This is a genomic window from Kribbella sp. NBC_00709 (assembly GCF_036226565.1).
GTDB lineage: Bacteria > Actinomycetota > Actinomycetes > Propionibacteriales > Kribbellaceae > Kribbella.
The window spans coordinates 6,763,185-6,787,194 of the sequence record NZ_CP108996.1 but is presented as its reverse complement, the minus strand read 5'-3'; the positions used below and the strand labels follow the sequence as shown (position 1 = coordinate 6,787,194).

General features: G+C 69.4%; 26 protein-coding genes. 10 read left to right on the top strand and 16 right to left on the bottom strand.

The annotated features are described in order from the left end of the window. Positions 1-116 precede the first annotated feature (116 nt). The gene (locus tag OHA18_RS33170) at positions 117-2,252 is read right to left on the bottom strand and encodes a 3-hydroxyacyl-CoA dehydrogenase NAD-binding domain-containing protein (RefSeq protein ID WP_328999290.1); all 2,136 of its coding nucleotides are present in this window, start codon (positions 2,250-2,252) and stop codon (positions 117-119) included. Further along, a complete protein-coding gene (locus OHA18_RS33165; protein WP_328999289.1) occupies positions 2,249-3,466 on the bottom strand; it encodes an acetyl-CoA C-acetyltransferase in 1,218 nt (405 codons plus the stop codon). Before OHA18_RS33165 ends, OHA18_RS33170 begins: the two co-directional genes overlap by 4 nt. Positions 3,467-3,528: 62 nt before the next feature. Here OHA18_RS33165 and OHA18_RS33160 point away from each other — a divergent pair, with 62 nt between their 5' ends. Next, positions 3,529-4,263, top strand: coding sequence for a MerR family transcriptional regulator (locus OHA18_RS33160; RefSeq protein ID WP_328999288.1), 735 nt, complete (start codon positions 3,529-3,531; stop codon positions 4,261-4,263). Here OHA18_RS33160 and OHA18_RS33155 read toward each other — a convergent pair. From OHA18_RS33155 to OHA18_RS33145, 3 genes are read right to left on the bottom strand one after another with little or no spacing between them, the layout of a single operon-like run. Further along, entirely contained in the window at positions 4,260-4,526 is a 267-nt protein-coding gene (locus tag OHA18_RS33155) for a DUF6510 family protein (RefSeq protein ID WP_328999287.1), read from the bottom strand. The two genes, OHA18_RS33160 and OHA18_RS33155, sit on opposite strands and share 4 nt — an antisense overlap. Beyond that, positions 4,523-5,275, bottom strand: coding sequence for a ferredoxin reductase (locus OHA18_RS33150; protein ID WP_328999286.1), 753 nt, complete (start codon positions 5,273-5,275; stop codon positions 4,523-4,525). Before OHA18_RS33150 ends, OHA18_RS33155 begins: the two co-directional genes overlap by 4 nt. After that, entirely contained in the window at positions 5,245-5,841 is a 597-nt protein-coding gene (locus tag OHA18_RS33145) for a sulfite oxidase-like oxidoreductase (RefSeq protein WP_328999285.1), read from the bottom strand. The genes OHA18_RS33150 and OHA18_RS33145 overlap by 31 nt, the downstream gene beginning before the upstream one ends. 151 nt (positions 5,842-5,992) lie before the next feature. On the opposite strand from OHA18_RS33145, the gene OHA18_RS33140 reads away from it, so the two are divergent. From OHA18_RS33140 to OHA18_RS33130, 3 genes are all read left to right on the top strand, one after another. Continuing rightward, entirely contained in the window at positions 5,993-6,124 is a 132-nt protein-coding gene (locus OHA18_RS33140; RefSeq protein ID WP_328999284.1) for a hypothetical protein, read from the top strand. Between the two features lie 320 nt (positions 6,125-6,444). After that, positions 6,445-7,092, top strand: a complete 648-nt coding sequence (locus OHA18_RS33135) for an ANTAR domain-containing protein (protein ID WP_328999283.1) — start codon at positions 6,445-6,447, stop codon at positions 7,090-7,092. Beyond that, on the top strand, positions 7,092-7,814 hold the full coding sequence (locus OHA18_RS33130; protein WP_328999282.1) for a GAF and ANTAR domain-containing protein: 723 nt from the start codon (positions 7,092-7,094) through the stop codon (positions 7,812-7,814). Before OHA18_RS33135 ends, OHA18_RS33130 begins: the two co-directional genes overlap by 1 nt. A gap of 227 nt (positions 7,815-8,041) precedes the next feature. On the opposite strand, the gene OHA18_RS33125 is transcribed toward OHA18_RS33130, so the two are convergent. The 8 genes from OHA18_RS33125 to OHA18_RS33090 form a co-directional block, all read right to left on the bottom strand. Then, positions 8,042-9,184 carry an acyl-CoA dehydrogenase family protein gene (locus tag OHA18_RS33125; protein ID WP_328999281.1) on the bottom strand — a complete coding sequence of 381 codons (1,143 nt, stop codon included), beginning with the start codon at positions 9,182-9,184 and terminating at the stop codon, positions 8,042-8,044. A 13-nt stretch (positions 9,185-9,197) separates the two neighbouring features. Next, a complete protein-coding gene (locus OHA18_RS33120) occupies positions 9,198-10,322 on the bottom strand; it encodes a CaiB/BaiF CoA transferase family protein (RefSeq protein WP_328999280.1) in 1,125 nt (374 codons plus the stop codon). A 34-nt stretch (positions 10,323-10,356) separates the two neighbouring features. Then, on the bottom strand, positions 10,357-10,746 hold the full coding sequence (locus tag OHA18_RS33115; protein ID WP_328999279.1) for a DUF4345 family protein: 390 nt from the start codon (positions 10,744-10,746) through the stop codon (positions 10,357-10,359). Continuing rightward, positions 10,743-11,468 carry an SDR family oxidoreductase gene (locus tag OHA18_RS33110; protein WP_328999278.1) on the bottom strand — a complete coding sequence of 242 codons (726 nt, stop codon included), beginning with the start codon at positions 11,466-11,468 and terminating at the stop codon, positions 10,743-10,745. The genes OHA18_RS33115 and OHA18_RS33110 overlap by 4 nt, the downstream gene beginning before the upstream one ends. A 17-nt stretch (positions 11,469-11,485) precedes the next feature. Further along, complete coding sequence (locus OHA18_RS33105; RefSeq protein ID WP_328999277.1) at positions 11,486-12,385, bottom strand: RNA polymerase sigma-70 factor; 900 nt, start codon at positions 12,383-12,385, stop codon at positions 11,486-11,488. Between the two features lie 30 nt (positions 12,386-12,415). Beyond that, positions 12,416-12,877 (bottom strand): hypothetical protein, encoded by a 462-nt coding sequence (locus OHA18_RS33100; RefSeq protein WP_328999276.1) that lies wholly within the window; start codon positions 12,875-12,877, stop codon positions 12,416-12,418. A 105-nt stretch (positions 12,878-12,982) separates the two neighbouring features. Further along, positions 12,983-14,434 (bottom strand): cobyric acid synthase, encoded by a 1,452-nt coding sequence (locus OHA18_RS33095; RefSeq protein ID WP_328999275.1) that lies wholly within the window; start codon positions 14,432-14,434, stop codon positions 12,983-12,985. Positions 14,435-14,443: 9 nt separating this feature from the next. After that, positions 14,444-15,970: an MFS transporter gene (locus tag OHA18_RS33090; protein ID WP_328999274.1), complete on the bottom strand. Its 1,527-nt coding sequence runs from the start codon at positions 15,968-15,970 to the stop codon at positions 14,444-14,446. 107 nt (positions 15,971-16,077) lie between these two features. Here OHA18_RS33090 and OHA18_RS33085 point away from each other — a divergent pair, with 107 nt between their 5' ends. Both OHA18_RS33085 and OHA18_RS33080 read left to right on the top strand, forming a co-directional pair. Next, the gene (locus OHA18_RS33085) at positions 16,078-16,383 is read left to right on the top strand and encodes a GNAT family N-acetyltransferase (RefSeq protein ID WP_328999273.1); all 306 of its coding nucleotides are present in this window, start codon (positions 16,078-16,080) and stop codon (positions 16,381-16,383) included. After that, on the top strand, positions 16,380-16,910 hold the full coding sequence (locus OHA18_RS33080) for a YbaK/EbsC family protein (RefSeq protein WP_328999272.1): 531 nt from the start codon (positions 16,380-16,382) through the stop codon (positions 16,908-16,910). Before OHA18_RS33085 ends, OHA18_RS33080 begins: the two co-directional genes overlap by 4 nt. Before the next feature lie 9 nt (positions 16,911-16,919). Here OHA18_RS33080 and OHA18_RS33075 read toward each other — a convergent pair whose 3' ends face one another. Beyond that, on the bottom strand, positions 16,920-17,387 hold the full coding sequence (locus OHA18_RS33075) for an Lrp/AsnC family transcriptional regulator (RefSeq protein ID WP_328999271.1): 468 nt from the start codon (positions 17,385-17,387) through the stop codon (positions 16,920-16,922). A gap of 129 nt (positions 17,388-17,516) precedes the next feature. Between OHA18_RS33075 and OHA18_RS33070 the strand changes: the two genes are divergently transcribed. Both OHA18_RS33070 and OHA18_RS33065 read left to right on the top strand, forming a co-directional pair. Continuing rightward, positions 17,517-19,856: a transketolase-like TK C-terminal-containing protein gene (locus OHA18_RS33070; protein ID WP_328999270.1), complete on the top strand. Its 2,340-nt coding sequence runs from the start codon at positions 17,517-17,519 to the stop codon at positions 19,854-19,856. A gap of 61 nt (positions 19,857-19,917) precedes the next feature. Then, positions 19,918-20,574, top strand: coding sequence for a helix-turn-helix transcriptional regulator (locus OHA18_RS33065; RefSeq protein ID WP_328999269.1), 657 nt, complete (start codon positions 19,918-19,920; stop codon positions 20,572-20,574). Here the strand turns inward: OHA18_RS33065 and OHA18_RS33060 are convergent. Further along, a complete protein-coding gene (locus OHA18_RS33060; RefSeq protein ID WP_328999268.1) occupies positions 20,571-21,707 on the bottom strand; it encodes an alanine racemase in 1,137 nt (378 codons plus the stop codon). The two genes, OHA18_RS33065 and OHA18_RS33060, sit on opposite strands and share 4 nt — an antisense overlap. A 91-nt stretch (positions 21,708-21,798) precedes the next feature. On the opposite strand from OHA18_RS33060, the gene OHA18_RS33055 reads away from it, so the two are divergent. Next, entirely contained in the window at positions 21,799-22,239 is a 441-nt protein-coding gene (locus tag OHA18_RS33055) for a RidA family protein (protein WP_328999267.1), read from the top strand. 12 nt (positions 22,240-22,251) lie between these two features. Then, positions 22,252-22,941: an alpha/beta fold hydrolase gene (locus tag OHA18_RS33050; RefSeq protein ID WP_328999266.1), complete on the top strand. Its 690-nt coding sequence runs from the start codon at positions 22,252-22,254 to the stop codon at positions 22,939-22,941. A 6-nt stretch (positions 22,942-22,947) separates the two neighbouring features. On the opposite strand, the gene OHA18_RS33045 is transcribed toward OHA18_RS33050, so the two are convergent. Beyond that, complete coding sequence (locus tag OHA18_RS33045) at positions 22,948-23,928, bottom strand: P1 family peptidase (protein ID WP_328999265.1); 981 nt, start codon at positions 23,926-23,928, stop codon at positions 22,948-22,950. Positions 23,929-24,010 lie beyond the last annotated feature (82 nt).

Sequence of the window (24,010 nt, the reverse complement as noted above, 5' to 3'; positions counted from 1 at the left end):
GTCAATCGTTGTAGAAGTGCCAGCACAATGTCTCAAAAGCGCGCCCGGCGCAAGACCGGACGCGCTCTTCTTTGTTCGAATGTGTGGAGTTTGCTTGAGTTGGTATCGGCTCGTGATCAGCCGAAGATCTCGCTGGCCTCGGCCTTCCGGACCAGGAGTGCCGGCGGCTCGAAGCGTGCACCGTATACAGCGGCCAACTCGCGGGACCGGTCCGCGAAAGCGCTTAGCCCGTAGGCGTTGACGTACTGGAGCGCGCCGCCGTGCAGCGGCGGGAAGCCGATGCCGAAGATCGAACCGATGTTGGCGTCCGGCACCGACCGGAGCACGCCCTCGTCCAGGCACTTCACCGTCTCGAGCGCCATCGCGAACAGCATCCGCTCCTGCAGATCGATCAGCGGTACGTCGATGTCACGGGCGAAGTGCTGCCACAGTCCTGGCCACAAACGCTTCGGCCCGTCCGCCGGGTACTCGTAGAACCCCGCGCCGGCCGCCTTGCCCCGGCGATCGAACTCGTTCACGAGCCGATCGGCAACCGCCATCCCGGGATGGTCGTCGAACGCGCCCGCACTGTCGCCGGCCGCGCGCGCGGCGTCCCGGATCTTCTGCGGCAGCGTCAGCGTCACCTCGTCCAGCATCGCCAGCGGCGGCGCCGGGAAGCCGGCCTGCGTCGCGGCCCGCTCGATCATCACCGGGTCGACACCCTCGGCAACCATCGCGGCGCCTTCCATCACCAGCGTGCCGAACACCCGTGAGGTGAAGAACCCGCGACTGTCGTTGACCACGATCGGTGTCTTCTTGATCTGCCGTACGACGTCGTAGGCCTGGGCGATCGCCCGGTCCGAGGTCTTCTCGCCCACGATCAGCTCGACCAGCGGCATCCGATCGACCGGCGAGAAGAAGTGCATGCCGATGAAGTCGTCCGGCCTGTCGATGCCGTCGGCCAGGGAGGTGATCGGCAGCGTGGACGTGTTCGAGCAGAGCAACGCGTCCGGCTCGACCACGCCGGCGATCTCGGCGAACACCTTCTGCTTGAGCCCGCCGTCCTCGAAGACGGCCTCGATCACCAGATCGCAGCCGGCCAGGTCGTTCGGGTCCCCGGTCGGCGTGATCCGGCTCAGGAAGGCCTCGACCTCGGCGGCGGTCGTCCGGCCCTTCGCGACCTGCTTCGCCAGCAGCTTCTCGGAATACTCCTTTCCGCGCGCAGCCGACTCCAACGAAACATCTTTGAGCACAACCTCGATGCCGGCCTTCGCGCAGACGTAGGCGATCCCGGCGCCCATCATCCCGGCCCCGAGCACGCCGACCTTCCGGGCCGAGTACTTCGGTACGTCGGCCGGCCGCGACCCGCCCGCGTTGATCGACTGCAGGTCGAAGAAGAACGCCTGGATCATGTTCTTCGCGATCTGCCCGGTGGCGAGCGAGACGAAGTACCGCGACTCGATCCGGGACGCCGTCTCGAAGTCGACCTGGCTGCCCTCGACGGCCGCGCTCATGATCGCCCGCGGGGCAGGGTACGGCGCGCCCTTGAGCTGCTTGCGCAGGTTCGCCGGGAAGGCCGGCAGGAACGCGGCCAGCTTCGGCGAGGACGGCGTACCGCCGGGGATCTTGTACCCGTCCCGGTCCCACGGCTGCTTGGCGTCGCCCTCGTACGTCGTGATCCACCGGCGCGCCGCAGCGAGCAACTCGTCAGCAGGGACGACCTCGTCGACGATCCCGACGCTGAGTGCATGCGCCGGCTTCATCCGCTGCCCCTGCAGCAGCACCTTCATCAGCGCGTCCTGCAGCCCGAGCATCCGGACCGTGCGGGTCACTCCCCCGCCGCCGGGCAGCAGACCGAGCGTCACCTCCGGCACACCGAGCTCGATCCGGTTGCTATCAGCAACGATCCGGTGATGGCAGGCGAGCGCGATCTCCAGCCCGCCGCCGAGCGCCGATCCGTTGATCGCGGCAACGACCGGGACGCCCAAGGTCTCCAGGGCCCTGAGCTGCCGCTTGACCTCCTCGATCGTGCCGAAGACCTTGGCGGCGTCCGACGGCTGGATCTGCGACAGCAGCTGTAAGTTGCCACCGGCAAAGAACGTCGACTTGGCCGAGGTCACGATCACGCCCTTGAGCAGGGCCTTCTCGGCCACCAGGCGCTCGACGGTCCGTCCCATCGCCTCGACGTACGCGTCGGTCATGGTGTTCGCCGACGCGTCCGGGTCGTTCAGCGTCAGCGTGACGACGCCGGCGTCGTTCTTCCACTCGATCATGCCGCAAGCCTCTCGATGATCGTCGCGACGCCCATACCGCCGCCGACGCACAGGGTGGCCAGTCCGTACCGGAGCTCGCGCCGCTCCAGCTCGTCCAGCAGGGTTCCGATCAGCATCGCGCCGGTCGCGCCGAGCGGGTGGCCGAGGGCGATCGCACCGCCGTTCACGTTCACCTTCTCGTACGGTACGCCGAGATCCTTCATGAAGTGCATGACCGCGGCCGCGAATGCCTCGTTCATCTCGAACAGGTCGATGTCGCTCGCTTCCAGACCGGCGCGAGCCAGCGCCTTCCGGGCGGCCGGCGCCGGGCCGGTCAGCATGATGGTCGGATCCGCACCGCTGACACCAACAGCAACCACCCGGCCACGCGGCGCCCGGCCGAGCGCCTCACCGGCCTTCTCGTTGCCGACAGCAACCAGAGCCGCGCCGTCGACGATGCCCGACGAGTTGCCCGCGTGGTGCACATGCGAGATCCGCTCGACGGTCAGGTACTTCTCCAGGGCGACCGAGTCGAAGCCGCCGTGTTCCCCGATCGCCGCGAACGACAGCGGCAGCCCGGCGAGCGTCTCGACCGAAGTGCCCGGCCGGACCAGTTGGTCGTGGTCCAGAATCTGCAGGCCGTTGCGGTCCGTCACCGGTACGACGGAGCGGGCGAAGTAGCCGTTGGCCCAGGCCTTCGCGGCGCGGGCGTGCGACTCGGCGGCGTACGCGTCGACGTCGGTGCGGGAGAAACCGTCCAGGGTCGCGATCAGGTCCGCGCTGATGCCCTGCGGGATGAAGCCGGTCTCGAGCGCGGTCTCCGGATCCATCGCCCAGGCGCCGCCGTCGGAGCCCATCTTGACCCGCGACATCGACTCGACCCCGCCGGCCAGGATGAAGTCCTCCCAGCCGGACCGCACCCGTTGCGCCGCCTGGTTGACGGCCTCCAGCCCGGACGCGCAGAAGCGGTTGAGCTGCACGCCGCCGGTCGTCTCCGGGTAGCCGGCCATCAGTACGGCGGTGCGCGCGATGTCCATGCCCTGGTCGCCGATCGGGGTCACGACACCGAGTACGACGTCGTCGATCGCCGCCGGGTCCAGGTCGGGGTGCCGGGTCCGCAGCTCCTGCAGCAGGCCGGTGATCAACTGGATCGGCTTGACCTCGTGCAGCGCACCGGTCGGCTTGCCTTTGCCGCGCGGTGTGCGAATCGCGTCGTACAGGAAGGCTTCACTCATGAACCCGATTGTGACAGTCGTACTGTCATGATGGTCAAGTGCGGGTCGTTATGATCTCCGCCATGTCGGATGTCTCGGGGGACGACGCCACCCTGACAGTTGATGAACTGTCGGCCCGCGTCGGAATGACTGTGCGCACTTTGCGGTTCTACGCGGGCCGAGGGCTGATCCCGCCACCGATCCGGCGTGGACGGGTCGGGTACTACGGGCCGGAACACATCGCCCGGCTCGATCTCGTCCGCGAACTGCAGGCGCACGGCTTCACGCTGCAGGCGATCGAGGGGTACCTGGACCGGATCCCGGCCGACGCGACGCCGCAGGACATCGCCTTGCACCGCACGCTGCTGACCCCGTGGATGCGCGATCTCCCGGAAACGCTGGATCGGGCCGCATTGGTACGGCGTACCGGCCGCGATCTCACCGACGACGACATCGAGATGCTGGTGGCGCTCGGTGTCGTGGAGCCGACGCCGGACGAGGACGTGTTCCAGGTCGCGACCGCACACCTCAGCCTCGGTGTCGAACTGCTCGACCTGGATCTCCCGGTCGAGGCGGTCCTGGACGCGGGCCGGATCTTCACCGAGCACGGTCGCGCGCTCGCCGAGGAACTCACCGAGGTCTTCCGCACCAAGGTCTGGCCGCACTACCGCGACTCCGGCGGCCCGCCCGAGCACATCCAGCACCTGGTCGAACGCTTCAAGCCGGTCACGATCCAGGGTCTCGTCCTCGCCTACGAGCGAGCCGTCGGCGAAACCCAGCGCGACACCATCCGCCGTACCCAGAACAAGCCGCGTTAGGAGTTCGGGACTCGCAGGTAGGTCAGACCTCGGAGATCGAGGTAGGTGTCGTTGGGGGTGGTGACGACGCGCAGGAGCACCGAGTCGCAGCCGGGACACCGGGCGACCATGCCCGGCGCGTCGACGTACAGGCGGGACTCCGCGAAGACGGTCGTGTGGCCGCAGCCGTTGCATTGCGCGATGGCCGCGGTCAGATCGACGGCGAACAGCTCACTCAGCGAGCCGGCAGCCGCGTTGCCGTCCAGGTAGTTGGTCTCACTCATCGCGGGCCTCCAGTCGGTCCGAAACGTTCAGTCCTCACACGCGCCGGGTCGTGTCCCGCCGCGACCAGCAGATCCGCCACCGTCTCCACGAACGGCGTCGGCCCGCAGACGTACGTCGTCGCGCCGTCCTCCGGCGTGAACGCGTACTGCGCGATCACGTCGGCGTCGATCCGCCCGACCCGCGGCTCCCCCGCCGGCGCGTCCCGCGTGTACACCAGCCGTACGTCGACGTCGTCGGACGCGGCCAGCTCCTTGAGATCGCTGACGTAGATCACCGACTCCGGACGGCGGACGGAGTACAGCAACCGGAACGGCGTCGTACTCCCGGCTCCGGCATGGGCGCGCAGCATCGCCCGCAACGGCACGACACCCGATCCCCCGCCGATCAGCTGCACCGGCCCGTCCTGCTCCGGCTTCCAGACGAACCATCCGCCGACCGGTCCGCGGATCTCCAGCGGATCGCCGACCTTCAACACGTCGACCAGGTACGGCGACACCTCGCCGTCCGGCACCTGCTCGACCGTGAGCTCGATCGTCGACCCGCTCCATGCAGACGCGATCGAGTACGACCGCGACGCCCGGTACCCGTCCGGAGCGGTCAGCCGCACGTCGAGGTGCTGCCCGGCGACATGCCCCGGCCAGTCCGGTACTTCGAGCACCAGCGTCCGCGCGGTCTCCGTCTCACGCCGTACGTCGGCAACCGTGGCGACCTGCCAGGTCAGTCTCCGGCGTATCGCTGTTCTTTCCATGGGTCTCCGTACTCGTGGTATCCGGCGGTCTCCCAGAAGCCGAGGTCCTCGATGTCGGACAGCACGAGGCCGCGGACCCATTTGGCGCTCTTCCAGAAGTACAGATGCGGGACGAGCAGCCGCGCCGGTCCACCGTGCTCGGGGTCCAGCGGCTCGCCGTCGTACTCGTAGACGATCCAGGACTGCCCGTCGAGCAGGTCGTCCAGCGGCAGGTTCGTCGTGTAGCCGCCGTAGCTGTGCGCCATCGCGTAGTCCGCGCCGGTCTCGACGTCCGCGAGCAGCGTGTCCAGTGAGACGCCCTTCCAGGTCGTCTGCAGCTTCGACCAGCGGGTCACGCAGTGGATGTCCTTGGTGAACTCCTCGGCCGGCAAGGCCATCAGCGCGGCCCAGTCCCACTTGTACTTCTCACCCGTCTCGCTGGTGACGGTGAACTCCCAGTGCTCGGTCTGGATGCGCGGCGTCGGCCCTGCCGACAGCACCGGAAACTCGTGCGTCAGGTACTGCCCTGGCGGAAGCTCCGTTCCACCCCGCCGGCGGCCGGTGAATCCAGGCGACACGATGTCCATGACGACCTCCCTCGACTCCTGGAGGCAGTCAATCATCCCGACGCGCGCGAAGGGAGTGCCGCGAGCCGGAGAGAGGACTAGTGTTTTTCTTTTAGGCGCTGCCCCTGGACCCCGGCCCGCGCATCCTGAGCCGCCCCGGGAGGAGCCCTTCATGAGCGAGTGGCACGGCGTACCAGCGGCAACCGTCGATCCGAAGGCCCCAGAGGCCAGGCCCGACGAGGCCGGGTCGCCCGAGTCCGAAGGAGAGGCGCCGCCGGTCCGCATTCCGGCGGCCGATGAGTGAGGATCGCGCCATCGGGTACAGGTGGTTGCCTGGGGGGCGCCCGGACTCGAGGTTCGGCAGACCGGACCTGACGCGGGTGCAGGGAAGAACAGATGACGGCGCGCGCCACGATGAGCATGGCTTCGGCGAACCGGCCGCTAAGGTGGACCATCCGCCCAGCGGCGGTTCGAGGGTGGACGGAACGGGTGGATCACGACCGCAGCGCGAGGGTGTGGGGGGCAATCAGAGCCGTCGCCGACGGCAATGGTGCCGGACCGTCGCTGCTGCACGCCGTGGCGGCCTGTGCACAGGCCCTTTCGGCCGCAGGTGCGAGTCTTGCCATGACCCGCAGCGGCGGCCTGCTGGAGCCCTTGCTCGCCACCGATCTGGAGATCGGCGAGCTGGACGAGCTGCAGTTCGAGGTCGGCGAAGGTCCGAGCAGCCTGGCCGCCGCCACCAGTTCGCCGGTGCTCGAGGCGGACCTGGCCGGAGTTGCGGCCGGGAGGCGGTGGCCCGGGTTCGCGGCGGCCGCTACAGATCGTGGCATCCGCGGTGCCTTCGCGTTCCCGGTCACCGCGGGAGCTGCCAAGCTCGGCGTCCTGACCGTTTACCGGCGCGAGCCCGGCCCGCTGAAGGGTGACCAGGTTGCGGACGCCCTGGTGTTCGCCGATGCGATCTTCGTCTTGGCCCTGGATCATCGCCAGGGTGTCAGCGCGGACCTGGACGGGGTGATCGAGACTGCTTTCACGGCGCGCAGGGCCGAGGTTCACCAGGCCGCCGGCCGGCTCGCCTCGATGCAAAGCATCAGCGTCACCGACGCGCTCGCCCGGCTGCGCGCCCACGCCTTCAGCAGTGGGAAGTCGTTACACACCGTCGCCATCGATGTGATGGCCGACCGCCTCCGTCTGGACGCCGATCTTGCTCCACCAGGACACGAGCCGAACACGACCGACAATGAACCGGACGAGAAGGAACAGGAGGAGGACTGATGAGTGCATCTGACCGTAGAGTGCGCGAGGTGTTCATCGAGCTGTCGGACACTCTCGTCGACGACTTCGACATCATCGAGTTCCTGGACCGGCTCGCCGCTCGCTGCAGCGAATTGCTGGGGGTTTCGGCCTGCGGCATCCTGCTCGCCGATCACCACGGTGCGCTGAACCTGGTCGCCGCCTCCAGCGAGCAGGCGCGGCTGGTCGAGCTGAGCCAGCTGCAGAACCTCGAAGGCCCGTGCATGGACTCGTTCAGCACCGGACGTCCGGTGCAGGTGGCCGACCTTCGGGACGCCCGCACCCGCTGGCCCCGCTTCAGCGCAGCCGCCATCGAGACCGGGTACCTGTCGGTGCAGGCGCTGCCGATGCGGCTGCGCGACACGGTGCTGGGCGCTGTGAACCTGTTCAGTCGATCCACCGGGCAGCTGGACGCCGACACGATCAGGCTGGGGCAGGCGCTCGCCGACGCGGCCACCATCGGCATCGTGCACCAACGGGCGCTGGCTCGCCAGGAGGTCGTCACCGAGCAGCTCCAGACCGCTCTGAACAGCCGGATCCTGATCGAGCAGGCGAAGGGATTCCTGAGCCACAGCCTCGACATCGACGTCGACGAGGCGTTCAACATCCTGCGGACGTACGCGCGCGCCAACAACCGCCGCCTGACGGATGTTGCCAACGAGGTCGTCCTGGCCCGGCTCACGCTGACCGCGTCATCGGAGTAGCCGGCCACGAGCAGTGGCACCCCGATGCCGGACCGGTTAGGCTGGCCGAGCCTGTTCAGGCAAGCCCAAGACCTCGGCGCCAGGTGTTGTCGCGCCCCCTGGGAGGGGTTGGGCACGACAAACGGTGATACCAGCACAGGACGCTCGCACCGCCTGGCTGGTGATCAGGTGCAGGACCCGTCGCAACGACGTCACCGCGTGCGCACCGAGCGACGGGTTTCCTGCGTCTACACGCCCATCGTGCGGCCGATGATTTCCTTCATGATCTCGGTCGTGCCTCCGTAGATGGTCTGGATCCGGGTGTCCAGGTAGGCCTTGGCGATCGGGTACTCCGTCATGAAGCCGTAGCCGCCGTGGAGCTGGAGGCAACGATCGACGACCTTCTTCTGGAGTTCGGTGGTCCACCATTTCGCCATCGCGGCCTCGGCCACGGTCAGGGTGCCGGCATTCAGCTCCTGGATGCAGCGGTCGACGAAGACGCGGGCGATCTGGGTCTCGGTGGCGAGCTCGGCGAGGACGAAGCGGCTGTTCTGGAAGGAGCCGATCGGGCGGCCGAACGCCTTGCGGTCCTTCACGTAGCGCAACGTGTCCTCGAGCATGTTCTCGCAGGCGGCGGCCGCGACCACGGCAATCGTCAGGCGTTCCTGCGGCAGCTTCTCCATCAGGTAGACGAAGCCCTTGCCCTCCGCACCGAGCAGGTTCGCCACCGGCACCCGGACGTCGTCGAAGAACAGCTCCGCGGTGTCCTGTGCCTTCAGGCCGATCTTGTCCAGGTTCCGCCCGCGGTCGAACCCGGGCATGCCGCGCTCGGCCACGATCAGCGAGATGCCCTGCGCGCCGGCCCCCGGATCGGTCTTGGCGACCACGATCACCAGGTCGGCCAGGATGCCGTTGGAAATAAAGGTCTTCTGCCCGTTCAGCACGTAGTGATCGCCGTCGCGGCGCGCGGTGGTCTGGATGCCTTGCAGGTCGCTCCCCGCGCCGGGCTCGGTCATCGCGATCGCGCTGATCGTCTCCCCCGCGCAGAACGCCGGCAGCCAGCGCGCCTTCTGCTCCGGCGTCGCATAGTCGAGCAGGTACGCCGAGTTGATGTCGGTCTGGATCGTGAAGCCGACCCCACTCGCACGGACCCTGGTCAGCTCCTCGATCAGCACGGTGTTGAACCGGAAGTCGCGCGCCCCACCCCCGCCGTACTCCTCCGGCATCATGAATCCGAGCAGGCCGGCGTCGCCGGCCGCGGTCCACAGCTCGCGCGGGACGATCCCGGCCTCCTCCCAGCTGTCGTGGTGCGGGACGATCTCCTTCTCGCAGAACGCGCGGACGGTCTCCCGGAAGGCATCGTGATCGGCGTCGAAGAGCTGACGTTCCACAGGGCGGTTCCTCTCAGTTCTGCTGCGTTGGATCCTGGTGGGCGGCACCGGACGCGAGCAGGTCGTCGAGGTCGGTGATTCCCCAGTCGGTCAGCGCCTCGCGGGTGTGCTCCCCCGGCCGCGCGGGCGGTCGGCCCAGGCTGGTCGGCGTACGGTCGAAGCGTGGCGCGGGCGCTGGCTGCCGGGCACCCTGGTGGTCCACAAAGGTGCCTCGGGCAACGAGATGCGGGTGGTCGGCAGCGAGTGGCAGGACGGGTGCGACGCAGGCGTCCGAGCCGTCGAACAGCGCTGTCCATTCCGCCTGGGTCCGTTGCCGGAAGGTCTCGGCGAGCAGCTTGCGGAGGGCCGGCCAGTTCGACGGGTCGTTGCGGTCGGGCGCGTCGATCCCGAGCTTCTCGATCAGCTCCGCATAGAACTGCGGCTCGAGTGCACCGACCGAGACGTGCTTCCCGTCAGCCGTTTCGTAGACGTCGTAGAACGGCGCACCGGTGTCCAGCAGGTTCGTCCCGCGCTCCTGCTGCCACGACCCGGCCGCGAGTGCGCCGACCAGCATCGTGGTCAGGTGCGCCGACCCGTCGACGATCGCCGCGTCGACCACCTGTCCCTGCCCGCTGTGCAGCGCCGCGAGTATGCCGATCACGAGGTACAGCGATCCGCCCGCGAAATCGCCGAGCAGGTTGGCCGGCACCTGCGGCGGTCCGCCGGCCCGGCCGATCAGGTGCAACGCGCCCGACACCGCGAGGTAGTCGATGTCGTGCCCGGCGGTCTGCGCGAGCGGGCCGTCCTGGCCCCAGCCGGTCATCCGCCCGTACACCAGCCGCGGGTTGATTGCGTGGCAGTCCTCCGGCCCGAGACCGAGCCGTTCGGCGACCCCGGGCCGGAAACCTTCGACGAGTACGTCGGCCTGCGCGACAAGCCGCCGTACGACATCGACCGCGGCCGGCCGCTTCAGGTCGAGGGCCGCGCTCCGGCGACCGCGGTTCAGCAGGTCGAGCTCCGGTGGGCCGAGCGACAGGCTGCCGCCAGGGCGATCGATGCGTAGTACCTCGGCGCCGAGCTCGGCCAGCATCATGCACGCGAACGGCGCGGGGCCGATCCCGGCCAGCTCGACCACCTTCACGCCCTCGAGTGGACCCATGGGCGCTATTGTGACAGTCCTACTGTCACAGTCGTCAAGTCAACTTGCGAACCCCGGCCAGCGCGGTGAGCGGAAGCAGGACCATGAGCGAGAGGATCGCGGCCAGTGCGATCGACAATCCGCGCTGTTCTCCCTCCAGATGGCCGAGGTGGAAGAGCAGGTGCGGGCCTGCGTACGCGAGATACGCGAGCAGCGCGATGACAGTCCAGAAGCGCTCGAACCGGATCGCGGCCGCGGTCAGCACGATGCCGAGTCCGAGGCTCGCACCGCCGAAGTCGTGGAACAAGTGATCGCTGTACGGCGGCGTCCAGTTCACCGTCGGTACGTGGTCGTAGAACGTCTTCGGCACGATCGTCAGCCAGAGCCCGAGCACAAGCTCGAACACGGCGAGGATCCACAGGACAATACGGACGTAGGTCTTCATCCGAGGTGCTCCGCGAACGTGATCCGCCCGTACGCCGGGCCGTCCACCATCGCGTCGCCCGCAGCGAATGCGCGGAACACCTTGCCGCCCAGGCGAACCGGAACGATCGGGCGGCGTGATCCCTTCGCCCGCTTCCAGATCCGGGCCAGCTCCGGCACCGAGAGGCGCTCGGGCCCGCCGATGTCCGGCGCCCGACCCTTCACCGGTGGAGCGCCGACCAGCTCCGTCAGCCGGGTGGCGACGTCCTCGACGGCGATCGGCTGCATCATCATCTTCGGCGCGACCACGACCGGGAGGTAGCGCTGGGCGGCGAAGACCTGGTCAACCAGGTCGTGGAACTGGGTGGCGCGCTGGATCGTGTATGGCACGCCGGACTCCTCGACCAGCCGCTCGACCTCCAGCTTGGCCCGGTAGTAGCCGAGTGGGATGCGGTCGATCCCGGCGATCGACATCACCACGAGGTGCCGCACCCCGGCAATGGCCGCGAGCAGGTTCCGGGTCTGCTGCGCGTCCTGGCCGCGGACGCTGGTGGCGAGATGCACGACCACGTCGGCGCCCTCGACCGCGGCCGCCAGCCCTTCACCCGCGGTGAGGTCGGCGACGACACGCTCGGGTCCGGCCCGGCGGCTCAGCACGCGCACCTGGTGTCCGGCCGCACGGAAGGCGTCCACAGCCGGCCGGCCGAGGCGACCGGTACCGCCGGTGACGAGAAGGGAAGTCATCCTGGTGTCCTTTCGGTTCACCAGGAAAGATCCGACAGCCCTCCGATTTGTGACAGCTGGGCGGCGGCGAAGGCGAGTTTGTCCGGATTGAGCACGAACCGGAGGTCGCTGACGCCCTGCGGCCCGGCCTCGACGAAGCACACCGCCATCAGCCCGTCGGGGCTCTCGGCGACCAGCACCGGCTCGCCGTTCGCCTCCGCGAAGCGCATGACGAAGCCCGCGCCGAACTTCTGCAGCGTCCCGATCAGGTAGCGCGCCACCAGGGTCCGGCCGACGACCGGGTTCCGGGCCGCGATGACCTTGCCGCCGCCGTCCGCGGTGGACACGACGTCCTCGGTGAGCAGGCGCTCGAGCTGGTCGATCTCGCCCGCGTGGGCCGCCGCCAGGAAGCGGTCGACGAACTCACGCCAGCCGACCCGGTCGACCGGCTGCCGGCGCCGGGAGTCCGTCGCCACCCGCTTGCGGGCCCGGGACAGCAGCTGCCGGGCATTGGCGTCCGTCGTCCCGATCAGGTCCGCCACCTCACGATGGCTGTACGCGAACGCTTCGTGCAGGACGTACGCCGCCCGCTCGGCCGGAGTCAGCCGCTCCAGCAGGAGCAGCAGCGCGAAGGACACCGATTCCCGCTCGGCGACCACCTCGAGCACGTCGAACTCGTCCCGTCCCGTCAGCACCGGCTCCGGCAACCACTCCCCGACGTACGTCTCCCGTCGCGCCCGCGCGGAGGTGAGCTGCTTGATGGACAGGTTGGTGACGATCTTCGCCAGGTACGCGTCCGGGTCCCGCACCGACGTACGGTCGGCGTCCTGCCAGCGCAGCCACGCGTCCTGCAGGATCTCCTCGGCGTCGGTCGCCGTCCCCGTCATCCGGTAGGCGATCCCGAACAGCCGTCCCCGCAGACGTTCGAAGTCCTCCACGTGCTCAGTCTGTCAGGACGACGACCAGGCTCACTCGTGTGCCAGCAACGCGGCCAGCTCGACGAGGCCCGGGCCAGGCTCGTGGCCCGGAGCCGGAGCCGGCCCGACGATGCGTCGTCCGGCGACGAGCAGCTCGGCGACGGCCTCGGCCGGCAGACCGAACAGGTCGGCGACGTCGCCGGAGCTGTGATCTCCGAGATCGACGAGCGCCACCGCCGCCCGTTGCTGCCGTACGAGGACGCGGTCGCCGACGGCTCCGGCCCGCACACACCGCAGGTACGTCATCCGCGCGAGCTCGTGCCGTGACGGGAACTGTCCGCCGGACGCGAGCGGATTCGCAGAGCGAGTAGCTATCACGTCGACGACGAGAACCTGCGCGAGCACTCTGTTCCCCAGGATCGTCTCGGCGATCCACCGCAGCTGGTCACCGTAAGCCGCCCAGATCTGCGCGAACGGATCTCTGGACGGCCCGGACGTCGACCTGCCGTTCATGTCCCCCCTGAACCACTGCGACGATGATCGTCGCCGGGGGCCGGGGCGCGCTCGCGTCGAGGCTAACACGCCAGATGCGCGGTGAACATGCGTTCAGGCCTGGTCCTACGGCGCTCCCGGCGGAATGAAGGGGACCGGCGGTGCGCCGCTCTCGATCAGGTGCAGCAGGGCGGCGGTGTCGGCGTACTCCTCGATCATGTCGGCCAGGCGGTCCAGGCGGTCGGCGCGGAGCCCGGCGAAGGAGACCGACCCGTCCGGCGCGGGCTTGCCGGTCAGCTCCGCGACCTCGGTGAGGAACGCGTGCCGCGCGGCGTCGTCGTCGAGCAGGCCGTGCCAGATCGTGCCCCAGGTGTTGCCGCTGCGGCAGCCACCCGGGAACTCCGCGGCGTCTTCAGTCACCTCGACCACTCCGTGGTGGATCTCGTACGCCGTGGCCGTCGGTCGCGCCAGCGTCTTCTCCCGGGCAAATGTCGTTGCGGCCGGCAACAAGCCCAGTCCGGGGTGCTCGCCGCCCGTCTCGACCGCGTCCGGGTCGGAGACGACTGATCCGAGCGCCTGGTATCCCCCGCAGATCCCCAGAATCGGCCGGCCGTTGGCTGCCCGAGCGGTGACGGCGTCGGCCAGGCCCTGGGCGCGGAGCCAGTTGAGGTCTGCGACGGTTGCGCGGGAGCCGGGAAGGACGACCAGGTCCGCGTCACGGATCTCGGCAGGGCTGGTGGTGAAGAAGACGCTGTTCGTCGGCTCGACCGCCAGCGCGTCGAGGTCGGTGAAGTTGCTGATCCGCGGGAAGCGCACCACCGCGATCGTCAGCAGATCGCCCGGCGAGGTCCGTCGTACCGGGATGTCGAGGGCGTCCTCGGAGTCCAGCCAGAGCTCGGGCAGCCACGGCAGGACGCCGTACGTCGGGCGGCCGGTGACCGAGGCGAGCATGTCGATCCCGGGCTGCAGGAGCGAGACGTCACCGCGGAACTTGTTCACCAGGAACCCGCTGATCAGCGACTGATCGGCGGCGTCGAGCAACGCGACCGTGCCGAACATCGACGCGAACACGCCCCCGCGGTCGATGTCCCCGACCACGACGACCGGCGTCCTGGTGTGCTGGGCGAGGCCGAGGTTCACGTAATCGGACTGCCGCAGGTTGATCTCGGTCGGGCTGCCCGCGCCCTCGCTGATCACCACGTCGTACCTGGACGCGAGGTCGTCGTACGCCGCGAACGCCGCCTTCGCCAGCTCCGCCCGCTCGGTCAGGAAGCCGCGGGACGTCAGCTCGCCCCACGGCTCCCCCATCAGCACGACGTGGCTGCGCCGGTCGCTGCCGGGTTTGAGCAGCACCGGGTTCATCGCCGCCTCGGGTTCGGCGCCGGCGGCAACGGCCTGGATCCACTGCGCCCGGCCGATCTCGGTGCCGTCCGCGCAGACCATCGAGTTGTTCGACATGTTCTGCGCCTTGTACGGCGCGACCCGCACGCCCTGACGGGACAGCCAGCGGCAGATGCCCGTGACCACCGTCGTCTTCCCGGCGTCGGACGTCGTACCAGCGATCAGCAGCGAACCCACGCGGTCATCTTAGGGTTCCTGGTCGCGGCGTTCGGTACGAGGCACTCGCGGCGTCGCTCCCTGGAACCGGGTGGCGGCGCCCGTCGACGACAGCGGCTTGGCGATGTTCTCCAGCGACTGGCCTTCCGCGTCCACGCCGAACACCCAGGCGATGATGCCGCCGGCCAGCATCACGGCCGCACCGATGATGTACCCGACCGTCAGCGGCCCGCGCGCCGGATTGTCGCCGGTACCGATCAGCGAGGCGAACAGGTACGGCGCGATCACACCGCCGGTGAGCTGCGAGATCGCGAAGAAGAACGAGATCGCCTGGCCGCGCAGCTCGATCGGGAAGATCTCGCTCACGGTCAGGTACGCCGACGACGCGCCGGCCGAGGCGAAGAAGAACACCACGCACCACAGCCCGGTCAGCGAGGCCGCGTTCAGCGAGCCGGCGTTGAACAGCAGCGCGGTGATGAACAGCACGACGGCGGACAACGTGTAGGTGCCGAGGATCATCTTCCGCCGGCCGACGGTGTCGAACAGGCGGCCGAGCAGCAGCGGGCCGGCCAGGTTGCCGATCGCGAACGGGAAGAAGTACAGCGCGACGCTGGAGTCGTTCAGGCCGAAGTACGACTTCAGCACCAGCGCGTAGGTGAAGAAGATCGCGTTGTAGAGGAACGCCTGGGTGACCATCATCGAGAACCCGAGGAACGAGCGGCTGCGGTAGTCGCGCAGCATCACCCGGGCGATCTCGCGGTACGTCACCGGCGGGTAGTCGACCACCTCGATCGCCTCGTCGTCGCGGACCTCGCGCAGCTCGCCGCCCTGCCGCCGTACCGTCTCCTCGATGTCGTCGACGGTGCGCTCGGCCTCCTCGACCCGCCCGTGCGTCATCAGCCAGCGCGGGCTCTCCGGGATGTGCTTGCGCAGGTAGATGATGAACAGCCCCATGATCGGGCCGATCAGGAAGCACAGCCGCCAGCCCCACTCGATCGGGACGATGTCCTTGTTCAGGAACACCAGACCGACCGCGGAACCGATCAGCGCACCGGCCCAGTAGGTGCCGTTCACGCCGATGTCGACCCGGCCGCGGAACCGCGACGGGATCAGCTCGTCGATCGCGGAGTTGATCGCGGCGTACTCACCGCCGATGCCCATCCCGGCGATGAACCGGAAGATCAGCAGCGAGGTGAGGTCCCAGGACAGACCTGCGAGACCGGACGCGACCAGGTACACGAGCAGCGTGACGATGAACAGACTGCGCCGGCCGAGCCGGTCGGTCAACCGGCCGAACACCAACGCTCCGACCACCTCACCGCCCAGATAGACCGACGCCATCAGGCCGACCTGCGACGTGCTCAGGTGCAGGGTCTGCGGCTCCTTCAGCACGTTCCCGACCAGGGACACCAGCTGGATCTCCAGGCCGTCGAGGATCCACGAGACACCCAGACCGACGACGATCATCCAGTGGAACCTGGTCCAGGGCAGCCGGTCCATCCGGGCCGGCACCAGACTGGGTATCGCCCTTCCGTGCTCCAACGCGTGCTCGCTCATCCCGGCTCCTCCCGGCCTCGGTTCGACATGCCTTCGCGCCGGTACCCCAGGAGTGACGAAGTCCAAACCCTGGGTGACCACGCGAGCGGGATGGCTAGAGTTCTCGCATGGAGAACGAGATCACCGTGGTCGACGCCAAGGACCACAGCCGGTACGAGGCGCACGACGCCGACGGCACCCTGATGGGTTTCGTCGACTACAAACTGCGCCCGGGCGTCATCGCCTTCCTGCACGCCGAGACCCTGCCCGAGTTCCGCGGCCACGGGGTGGCCGGGCGGATCGCGACCAAGTCCCTCGACGACGCGCGCGCCCTCGGGCTCCGGGTGAAGCCGGCCTGCCCGTTCTACCAGGACTTCCTCCAGGAGCACACGGAGTACGCCGACCTCGTCAAACTGCCGGAGGCCCAGCAGTGACCGCACCGTTGCTGGGCAAGCTGGACTGGCAGCCGGCGTTGGAGGTTCCGGAGTTGCTGGCCGCGCCGGTGCGCGCCGGGCTCCAGGACGTGACGGCGTACGCGGCTGCGATCGACGCAGAGCTCGCGGACACCGCGGCCTTCTGCGCGGAGTACGACGTACCGATGGCGGCCTCGGCGAACTGCGTGATCGTGCTCGGCAAGCGGGCCGGCGAGGAGTCGTACGCCGCGGTGCTCGTGCTCGCGACCGACCGCGCCGACGTGAACGGCGTGATCCGCAAGCACCTCGGAGTACGGAAGATCTCCTTCGCGGCCCAGCACGACGCGGTCAGGACGACCAGCATGGAGTACGGCGGCATCACGCCGATCGGACTGCCCGCGGACTGGCCGGTGCTGGTCGACGAGGCGGTCGTGCGCGCCGGGCAGGTCGTGATCGGCAGCGGGATCCGCGGATCGAAGCTGCTGCTCGACGGCGCCGACCTAGCAAAGTTGCCAACAGCAACAGTGCTGGACCTGGCCCAGCACTGAGACCGGATGTCAGGCGGGTGATCGCGGCGACTGACCGCGACGCCAGGAGTCGAGCACCATCAGGGTCTTGGTGCCGACAACGTTGCGGTCGTGCCGTAGCTGGTCGATCAGCCGGTGCAGGTGCTGGACGTTGCTGACCCGGAAGTGGACGAGGGCATCCGGGTCGCCGGCCACCGTGAACACCTCGATCACCTCGGGGATCCGCCGCGCCGACGCGGTGATCGACTCGACGTCGGTGTCGCCGTTGAACCGGAGCTCGGCGAACGCCTCGATCGACTCGCCGAGCCGGTCCTGGTCGACCACGGTGCTGTAGCCGAGGATCACGCCGGCCCGCTCCAGGCGCTCGATCCGGCGTTTGACCGGGGACGGCGACAGCCCGACCCGGTCGGCGATGTCGCGGACCGTCCGGCGGCCGTCGGCCACCAGCAGGGCCAGGATCTGGCGGTCCACCGCGTCCAGTTCCTGATCGAGGCTCATGCGTCAAAAGTACATCGGGAGGACGGGAACACGCGTCGTACGGCGCCGGCGCGAGACTTCTCCGCTTTCGATGGTGGATAGACGCGTCATTCTTGCGCCCGGGTTCGTCCGGCTCGGACACTCCTGGCCATGACCGCCGTACCTGTCGCCGAGGCGCCCTCGGCCACGCCGGACACCGGCGTACTGCGTGAGATCGCCGATCGGGTGTTGTGGCTGTCCACCGCGATCGTGGACACCGCGAACCGCCGGCCGGCCGCGCCGGAGGGCGTGAAGGTCGGCGGTCATCAGGCCTCCAGCGCCTCGCTGGTCGACATCATGGTGTCACTGTGGTTCGCCGAACTCACCGCCGCGGACCGGGTCTCGGTGAAGCCGCACGCTTCGCCGGTGCTGCATGCGATCAACTACCTGCTGGGCGACCTCGATCCGGTGTACCTCGGGACGCTCCGGGCCAAGGGCGGACTGCAGTCGTACCCGAGTCGACGCAAGGACCCCGACACCGTCGACTTCTCGACCGGATCGGTCGGCATCGGCGCGACGGCGCCACTGTGGGCGGCGATGTCCCATCGGTACCTGCGGTCGCATCTCCCGGACACGCCGACGGCCGGCCGGTTCGTCAGCCTGGTCGGGGACGCCGAGCTCGACGAGGGCGCGGTCTGGGAGGCCATCGCCGACCCGATGGTTGCCCGGTTGGGTGAGGTGCTGTGGATCGTCGACCTGAACCGGCAGTCCCTGGACCGGGTGGTGCCGGACATCCAGATCGGCAGGCTGCAAGGCATGTTCGCCGCGGCCGGCTGGCAGGTCATCACCCTCACCTGGGGACGCACGATCAGCGCACTGTTCGAGCGGCCCGGCGGCGACGAGCTCCGGAGCCGGCTGGAAGCGATGCCCAACGAGGAGTACCAGCGGCTGCTCCGCGCCGACCCGTCCGAGCTGGCCCATCGCCTGCTCGGCACGGCCGGCGGTCCCCGGCTCGCGGCGCTGCTCGACTCGCTGACCCCGGCCGAGCTCGCCGTCGCGATCCGCGATCTCGGCGGCCATGACCTCGGCCTGCTCATGGATACGTACCGGACCATCGATGCGGATCGGCCGACGGTGATCTTCGCGTACACCGTGAAGGGTCGTGGTCTGCCGATCGAAGCGCACCCCGGCAACCATTCGGCGCTGCTGTCCGACGCGCAGCTCCGGCAACTCGCGGACGCCGTCGGCGCGGACGTCGACGAACCGTGGACGACCTTCGCCCCGGACAGCCACGCCGGCCTGTGGTGCGCGAGCCGTGCCACGACCCTGCGGCGTACCGACCATCCGCACCAGTCGGCACTCGCCGTTCCAGAGTCGCTCGACCGGCCGCACCGCGCGCAGATCTCGACCCAGGCGGCGCTCGGCAGGTTCCTCAACGAACTCCACCGGGTCGCGCCGAGAGTCGCCGGCCGCGTCGTCACCTGCAGCCCCGACGTGGCGTCGTCGACGAATCTCGGCGGCTGGATCAACAAGACCGGGGTGTGGTCGGTCGAGGACCGGCCGGACTGGTTCCGTGACGACACGGACCGAACGCTCCGCTGGTCCGAGGTGACCAGCGGGCAACACATCGAGCTCGGGATCGCGGAGGTCAACCTTGTCGGCCTGCTCGGCGAACTCGGCGCAACCTGGTCCCGCTGGGGTCAGCGTCTGATCCCGATCGCGACGCTGTACGACCCGTTCGTGGCGAGGGCGCTCGAGCCGTGGTCGTACGGCATCTACGCGGGCGGCCAGGGCATCCTCATCGGTACGCCGTCCGGTGTCACGCTGGCCCCCGAGGGCGGTGCACACCAGTCCGTCACCACGCCATCGATCGGCCTGGAGCAGCCAGGGTGCATCGCCTGGGAGCCTGCCTTCACCCAGGATCTCGAGTGGTGCCTGCTGGCCGCCATGGACTCGGTCGGTGTGCCCGGCGGCACTTCGGCGTACTTCCGGCTGTCCACCCGGCCGCTGTCGCAGGAGCTCGCCCGGGTCCCCGACGACCCGGTCCTGCGCGAGCGGCGCCGGCAGCAGGTCGTTGCCGGAGGCTATCGACTGACCGATCACGATCCCGGCTCCGAGCAGGTGACACTGGTCGCGACCGGCGCGATCATGCCGGAGGTCGTCGCGGCCGCCCGGACGCTGGCCGAGCTCGGCATCGTGGCCGGCGTCGTGTGCCTGACCAGTCCGGACCTCGTCTTCCGATCGGTGCAGGCCCGCGGACGTACGCACGCCGGGACGGCCGGCGACATCGCGTCGATCCTGTTTCCGCCCGCGCATCCGGCACCACTCGTGACCGTGCTGGACGGCCATCCGCACACCTTGTCGTTCCTCGCCGGTGTCCGCGGCGACCGGACGGTGAACCTCGGGGTCACCGAGTTCGGCCAGTCGACCGAGCTGGCCGACGCGTACCGGATCCACGGCATCGACACCGGGTCGGTCGTCGACGCCGCACTGAGCCTGCTCGGTCGCTGACGCCGTACGCCCTACTGTGGTTCCGACAAACAGGACCCGCAGGTACGTCGAAGGGATCGCAGTGGACCATCCGACGGATGACGTCCGGGACCAGATCCTGGCCGCGATGGTGCCGGTCGTGCACGGCATCCAGGCCACCTTCGGACCCGACTGCGAAGCCGTCCTGCACGACTACCGCAAACCCGAGTCGTCCGTCGTGGCGGTGGCCGGCGGCGTCACCGGCCGCGAGCCGGCGTCGGCGATGAGCGAGATCGGGCTGCGGATGCTCCGCCGGGGCGACGCAGCGGAGGACGACCTGAACTACTTCGCCCGGCTCCCCGACGGCCGCCAGATCAAGTCGTCCACGATTCTGCTCCGCGATCCCGCCGGTCACGTCTTCGGTGCCTTGTGCATCAACGTCGACGTGACCGCGCTGCGGTCCGCCGGGCAGGCGATCTCCCGGATGCTCGGGCAGCAGGCGACCGAGGACGCGCTGCCGACGTTCAGCAGCGATCCCGACGCGATCATCGACTCCGCACTGAACGAGGCCGAGCAGACGCTCGGCCGGCCGTTGCGCGGCCTGTCCGCTGCGGACCGGCTGGAGCTGTTCCGGCTGCTGGACGGGCGCGGGGTGTTTCAGTTGCGTAAGGCAACGACCGCGGTGGCGCAGCGCCTCGGGGTGTCCCGGGCGTCGGCGTACAAGTACCTGTCCCAGGCCCGCGAGGACGAGCAGGCTTAGCTCGGGTCGTCCGCGCGAGGTGCGACGACGGGCTCGACGGTGATGTGCCCGTCGGCGGCGATCCGGTGCAGGCGGTCGAACTGGACGAGTGCGGTGTCGAGGTGCCGTGGCAGCAGCACGACCAGGCTGCCCGGCTCGAGGAGGCTGCCGTTGCCTTCCAGGAACAGGTGCTCCTGCGACGGCCGTCCGACGTGCAGCTCCGGATCACTGACCACGACGGCATGCGGTACGCCGGCATCGATCTGGATCGCGGTCAGGCCGGCGTCGACCGTCAGACCGCCGGACCGCTTGCTGATCACTCGCGCGACGACAGCGGCGGCCGCGACGAGCTCCGCTGCCTCCCCCTGGGACGCGAACCGCTCGAGACTGCGGTGGTCGTTGTACACGACCGTGCCCGCACCGAACGTCATCACCTCACCCCAGGCGACGCTGGTCCGCTGCTGCGCGTGCTCCACGAAGGTGTGCGTGCCGCCTACGACGACCTCGGTGACCTCGTGACCTGCCGCTCGCAACGCGTCCACCACCGCCGAGACCTGCGCCAATTCACGGGACACCGCCTCCCGCTTGGCCACGGGATCGTGATCGGCCAGGTGGCCGTCGTACACATGCAGACCGGCAAGCCGATGCCCGGCCGCCACGAACGCATCGGCGACGCCGACCACCGCGGCCACGTCGTCCAGGGGTACGCCGGTCCGACCGAGACCTGGATCGAGATCGACGAAGACGTCGACGGGCTGCTCCCAGCCGGACGCAGCCTTCGCGTCCTCGGCCAGGACGCTCACAACCGTGCCCGGGAATCCCGCCGCCAGCGCGGCCACGGTCGGCCGGGTCGCCTCGGTCACCGGCTGGGCCATCAGCACGTCCGGCACGCCGAACGCCAGCAGGGCGGACAACTCACCGAAGGTCGACACCTTGAACCGGTCGACCCCTGCGGCCCGGAGACGATCAACGGCCCAGCGGGTCCGGGCTGTCTTGAAGTGCGGCCGCCAGCGGTCGGCGCCGCCGATCAGCCGGATCGCGGCGGCGATGTTGTGCTCGACGGCGGTCTCGTCCAGCACGACAGCCGGCGTGCGGAGCGTGTCCGGTACGACGTCCGCGACCGCGGAGACTCGGCCGAACCTGGAATCGCGCATCGGATCACACCTCTCGTCGACTGGACGTTTCTTCTAAATCGTAGACATTTAGTCTACCATCGGAGCTCCGACATTGATCGAAGGGACTGCCGTGCCGACTGCATCCTCGCTGCCCGAACCCGTCCAGCCGTTCGCGCACTACCGGCCCCTGCGGTCGCACAACGGGCTGCTCTACATCTCCGGCCAGGTCGCGGTGGCGGACGGCACGTTTCCGCACCGCGGCCGCGTCGGCGCCGAGCTCACGCTCGAGGAGGGCGTGCGGTCCGCACGGCAGTGCGCCCTCAACGTCCTCGCCGCCGCAGTTGCGGAGACCGGATCCCTCGACCGGATCACCGCGGTCCTCAAGCTGACCGTGTTCGTGTCGGGCGGCGACGGATTCACCGACCACCACCTGGTCGCGAACGGCGCCTCGGACGCGTTCCTCGAGTTCCTCGGCGAGGAGATCGGCAGTCATGCGCGCTCGGCCGTCGGCGTACCGCGCCTGCCGATGGACTCGCCGGTCGAGGTCGAAGCCGTGCTCGCGATCGACTGAGCACGCGAACCCATGACGTATCGGAACGTCGACCTCGAAGGCGTCAGCCTCGGTTATCGCGACACGGGGACAGCCGGCCCGCCGGTCCTGCTGCTGATCCACGGTCTCGGCGCGTCGTCGGCCACCTGGGAGCGCGTCGTCGCGCGCTACCGGGACCGGCTCCGGATCGTCGCGCTGGACCTGCGCGGTCACGGCCGGAGCACCTGGACCTCGTCGTACGAGCTGCCCGACATGGTCAGCGACGTGTCCCGGTCCCTGCAGGCGCTCGGCATTCCGCGGGCCACCGTGCTCGGGCACTCGATGGGCGGCCTGGTCGCGCTCCTGTTCGCGGCCCGCTGTCCCGAGCAGGTCGAGCGGCTGATCCTCGAGGAGGCGCCGCCGCCGCTGCCCGCGTCGCCGCCGCGCGACGAGGGCGCCCACCCCGAGGGTGAGCTCGACTACGACTGGAACATCCAGGCGCCCTTCAGCCGGCAGCGCAACCATCCCGACCCGCTCTGGTGGGATCAGCTGGCGGGGATCGGTTGCCCGGTGACCGTGATCCGTGGCACCGACAGCCACATCGGCGCCGGCAGCGTCCGGCGGATGGTCGACGTACTTGCCGATAGCAACCTTATTGAGCTGGCCGGTGGCCATGACCTGCACACCGAATGCCCCGAGGCCTTCGAGGGCGTTCTCGACGAGATCCTGGCCGACCCGCACTGACGGCGCTCACTCGAGCCGGAGCGCCGGAACGGAGTTGCCTCGACCTGTCATCGGGCGGGCCGCCAGCAGCGAGCCGATCAGGGCGGCCTCGGTCGCGTCCAGGGTCGCCTCGAAGAGCGGAGACAACGCGGCATCAGGTACGGCGCCCTCGGTCGAGACGGTGAACGCGATCGCGTAGTCGCCGCTCTCGTGGCCGTACGAACTGCCCACTCTCGCCATCCCGAACACGGCGCGACGTGCGACCCGGGCCAGCTGCCGGGCGTCAAGTGGCGCGTCGGTAGCCACCACCAGGACACACGAGCCGTTGTCACGCCGGTCGTCCGCACCCTCGGCGACGGGCTCCCGGCCGTCCAGCCGCAACCGACCACCGGCGGCGGGCGCACCCCCGGCCAGCCGCAGCCGGCCACCGAAGTTCGCCAGTGCGAGCACGCCGACCGTGCACGGGCGGCCACCGAGCTCTCCGGTGCGTGCCGCCGTGCCGATCCCCGCCTTGTAGCCCAAGGCAACCATTCCGGTGCCGGCGCCGACGCTGCCCTGCTCGATCGGCCCCGGGCCGGCGGCGGCGATCGCGTGCAGGACGTGCGCCTCCGTCACCGGCCGGGCCCGGATGTCCGACAGCCGACCGTCGTTGCACTCCCCCACCACCGGATTGAACGAAAGTACGTCGTGATGACGTGGATCCGCGAGCATCCAGGACACCAGCGCGTCCGCGGCGCGGAACGCGGACAGCGTGCCGGTCAGCACGATCGGCGACTCGAGCTCGCCCAGCTCCTCCACCTGCGTGGACCCGATGAACTTGCCCCGGCCGTTGCCGCTGAAGAAGCCCGCCGGCAGCGGCGACCCGGGGCAGATGCCCGCCGGGACGATCGCGGTCACACCGGTGTGAATGTCCGCACCGTCGTCCAGCGTGACGTGTCCGACGTGTACGCCGGGAACATCGGTCACCGCGTCGTGCGGCCCCGGCCGCCACTGCGCCGCCCGGGTCATCGGTCCGAACCCGCGATCCGCTCGGCCGCCTCCAGCCCGCCCATGATCTTCACGACGTCGGACGCTAACAACCCGTCCGGCG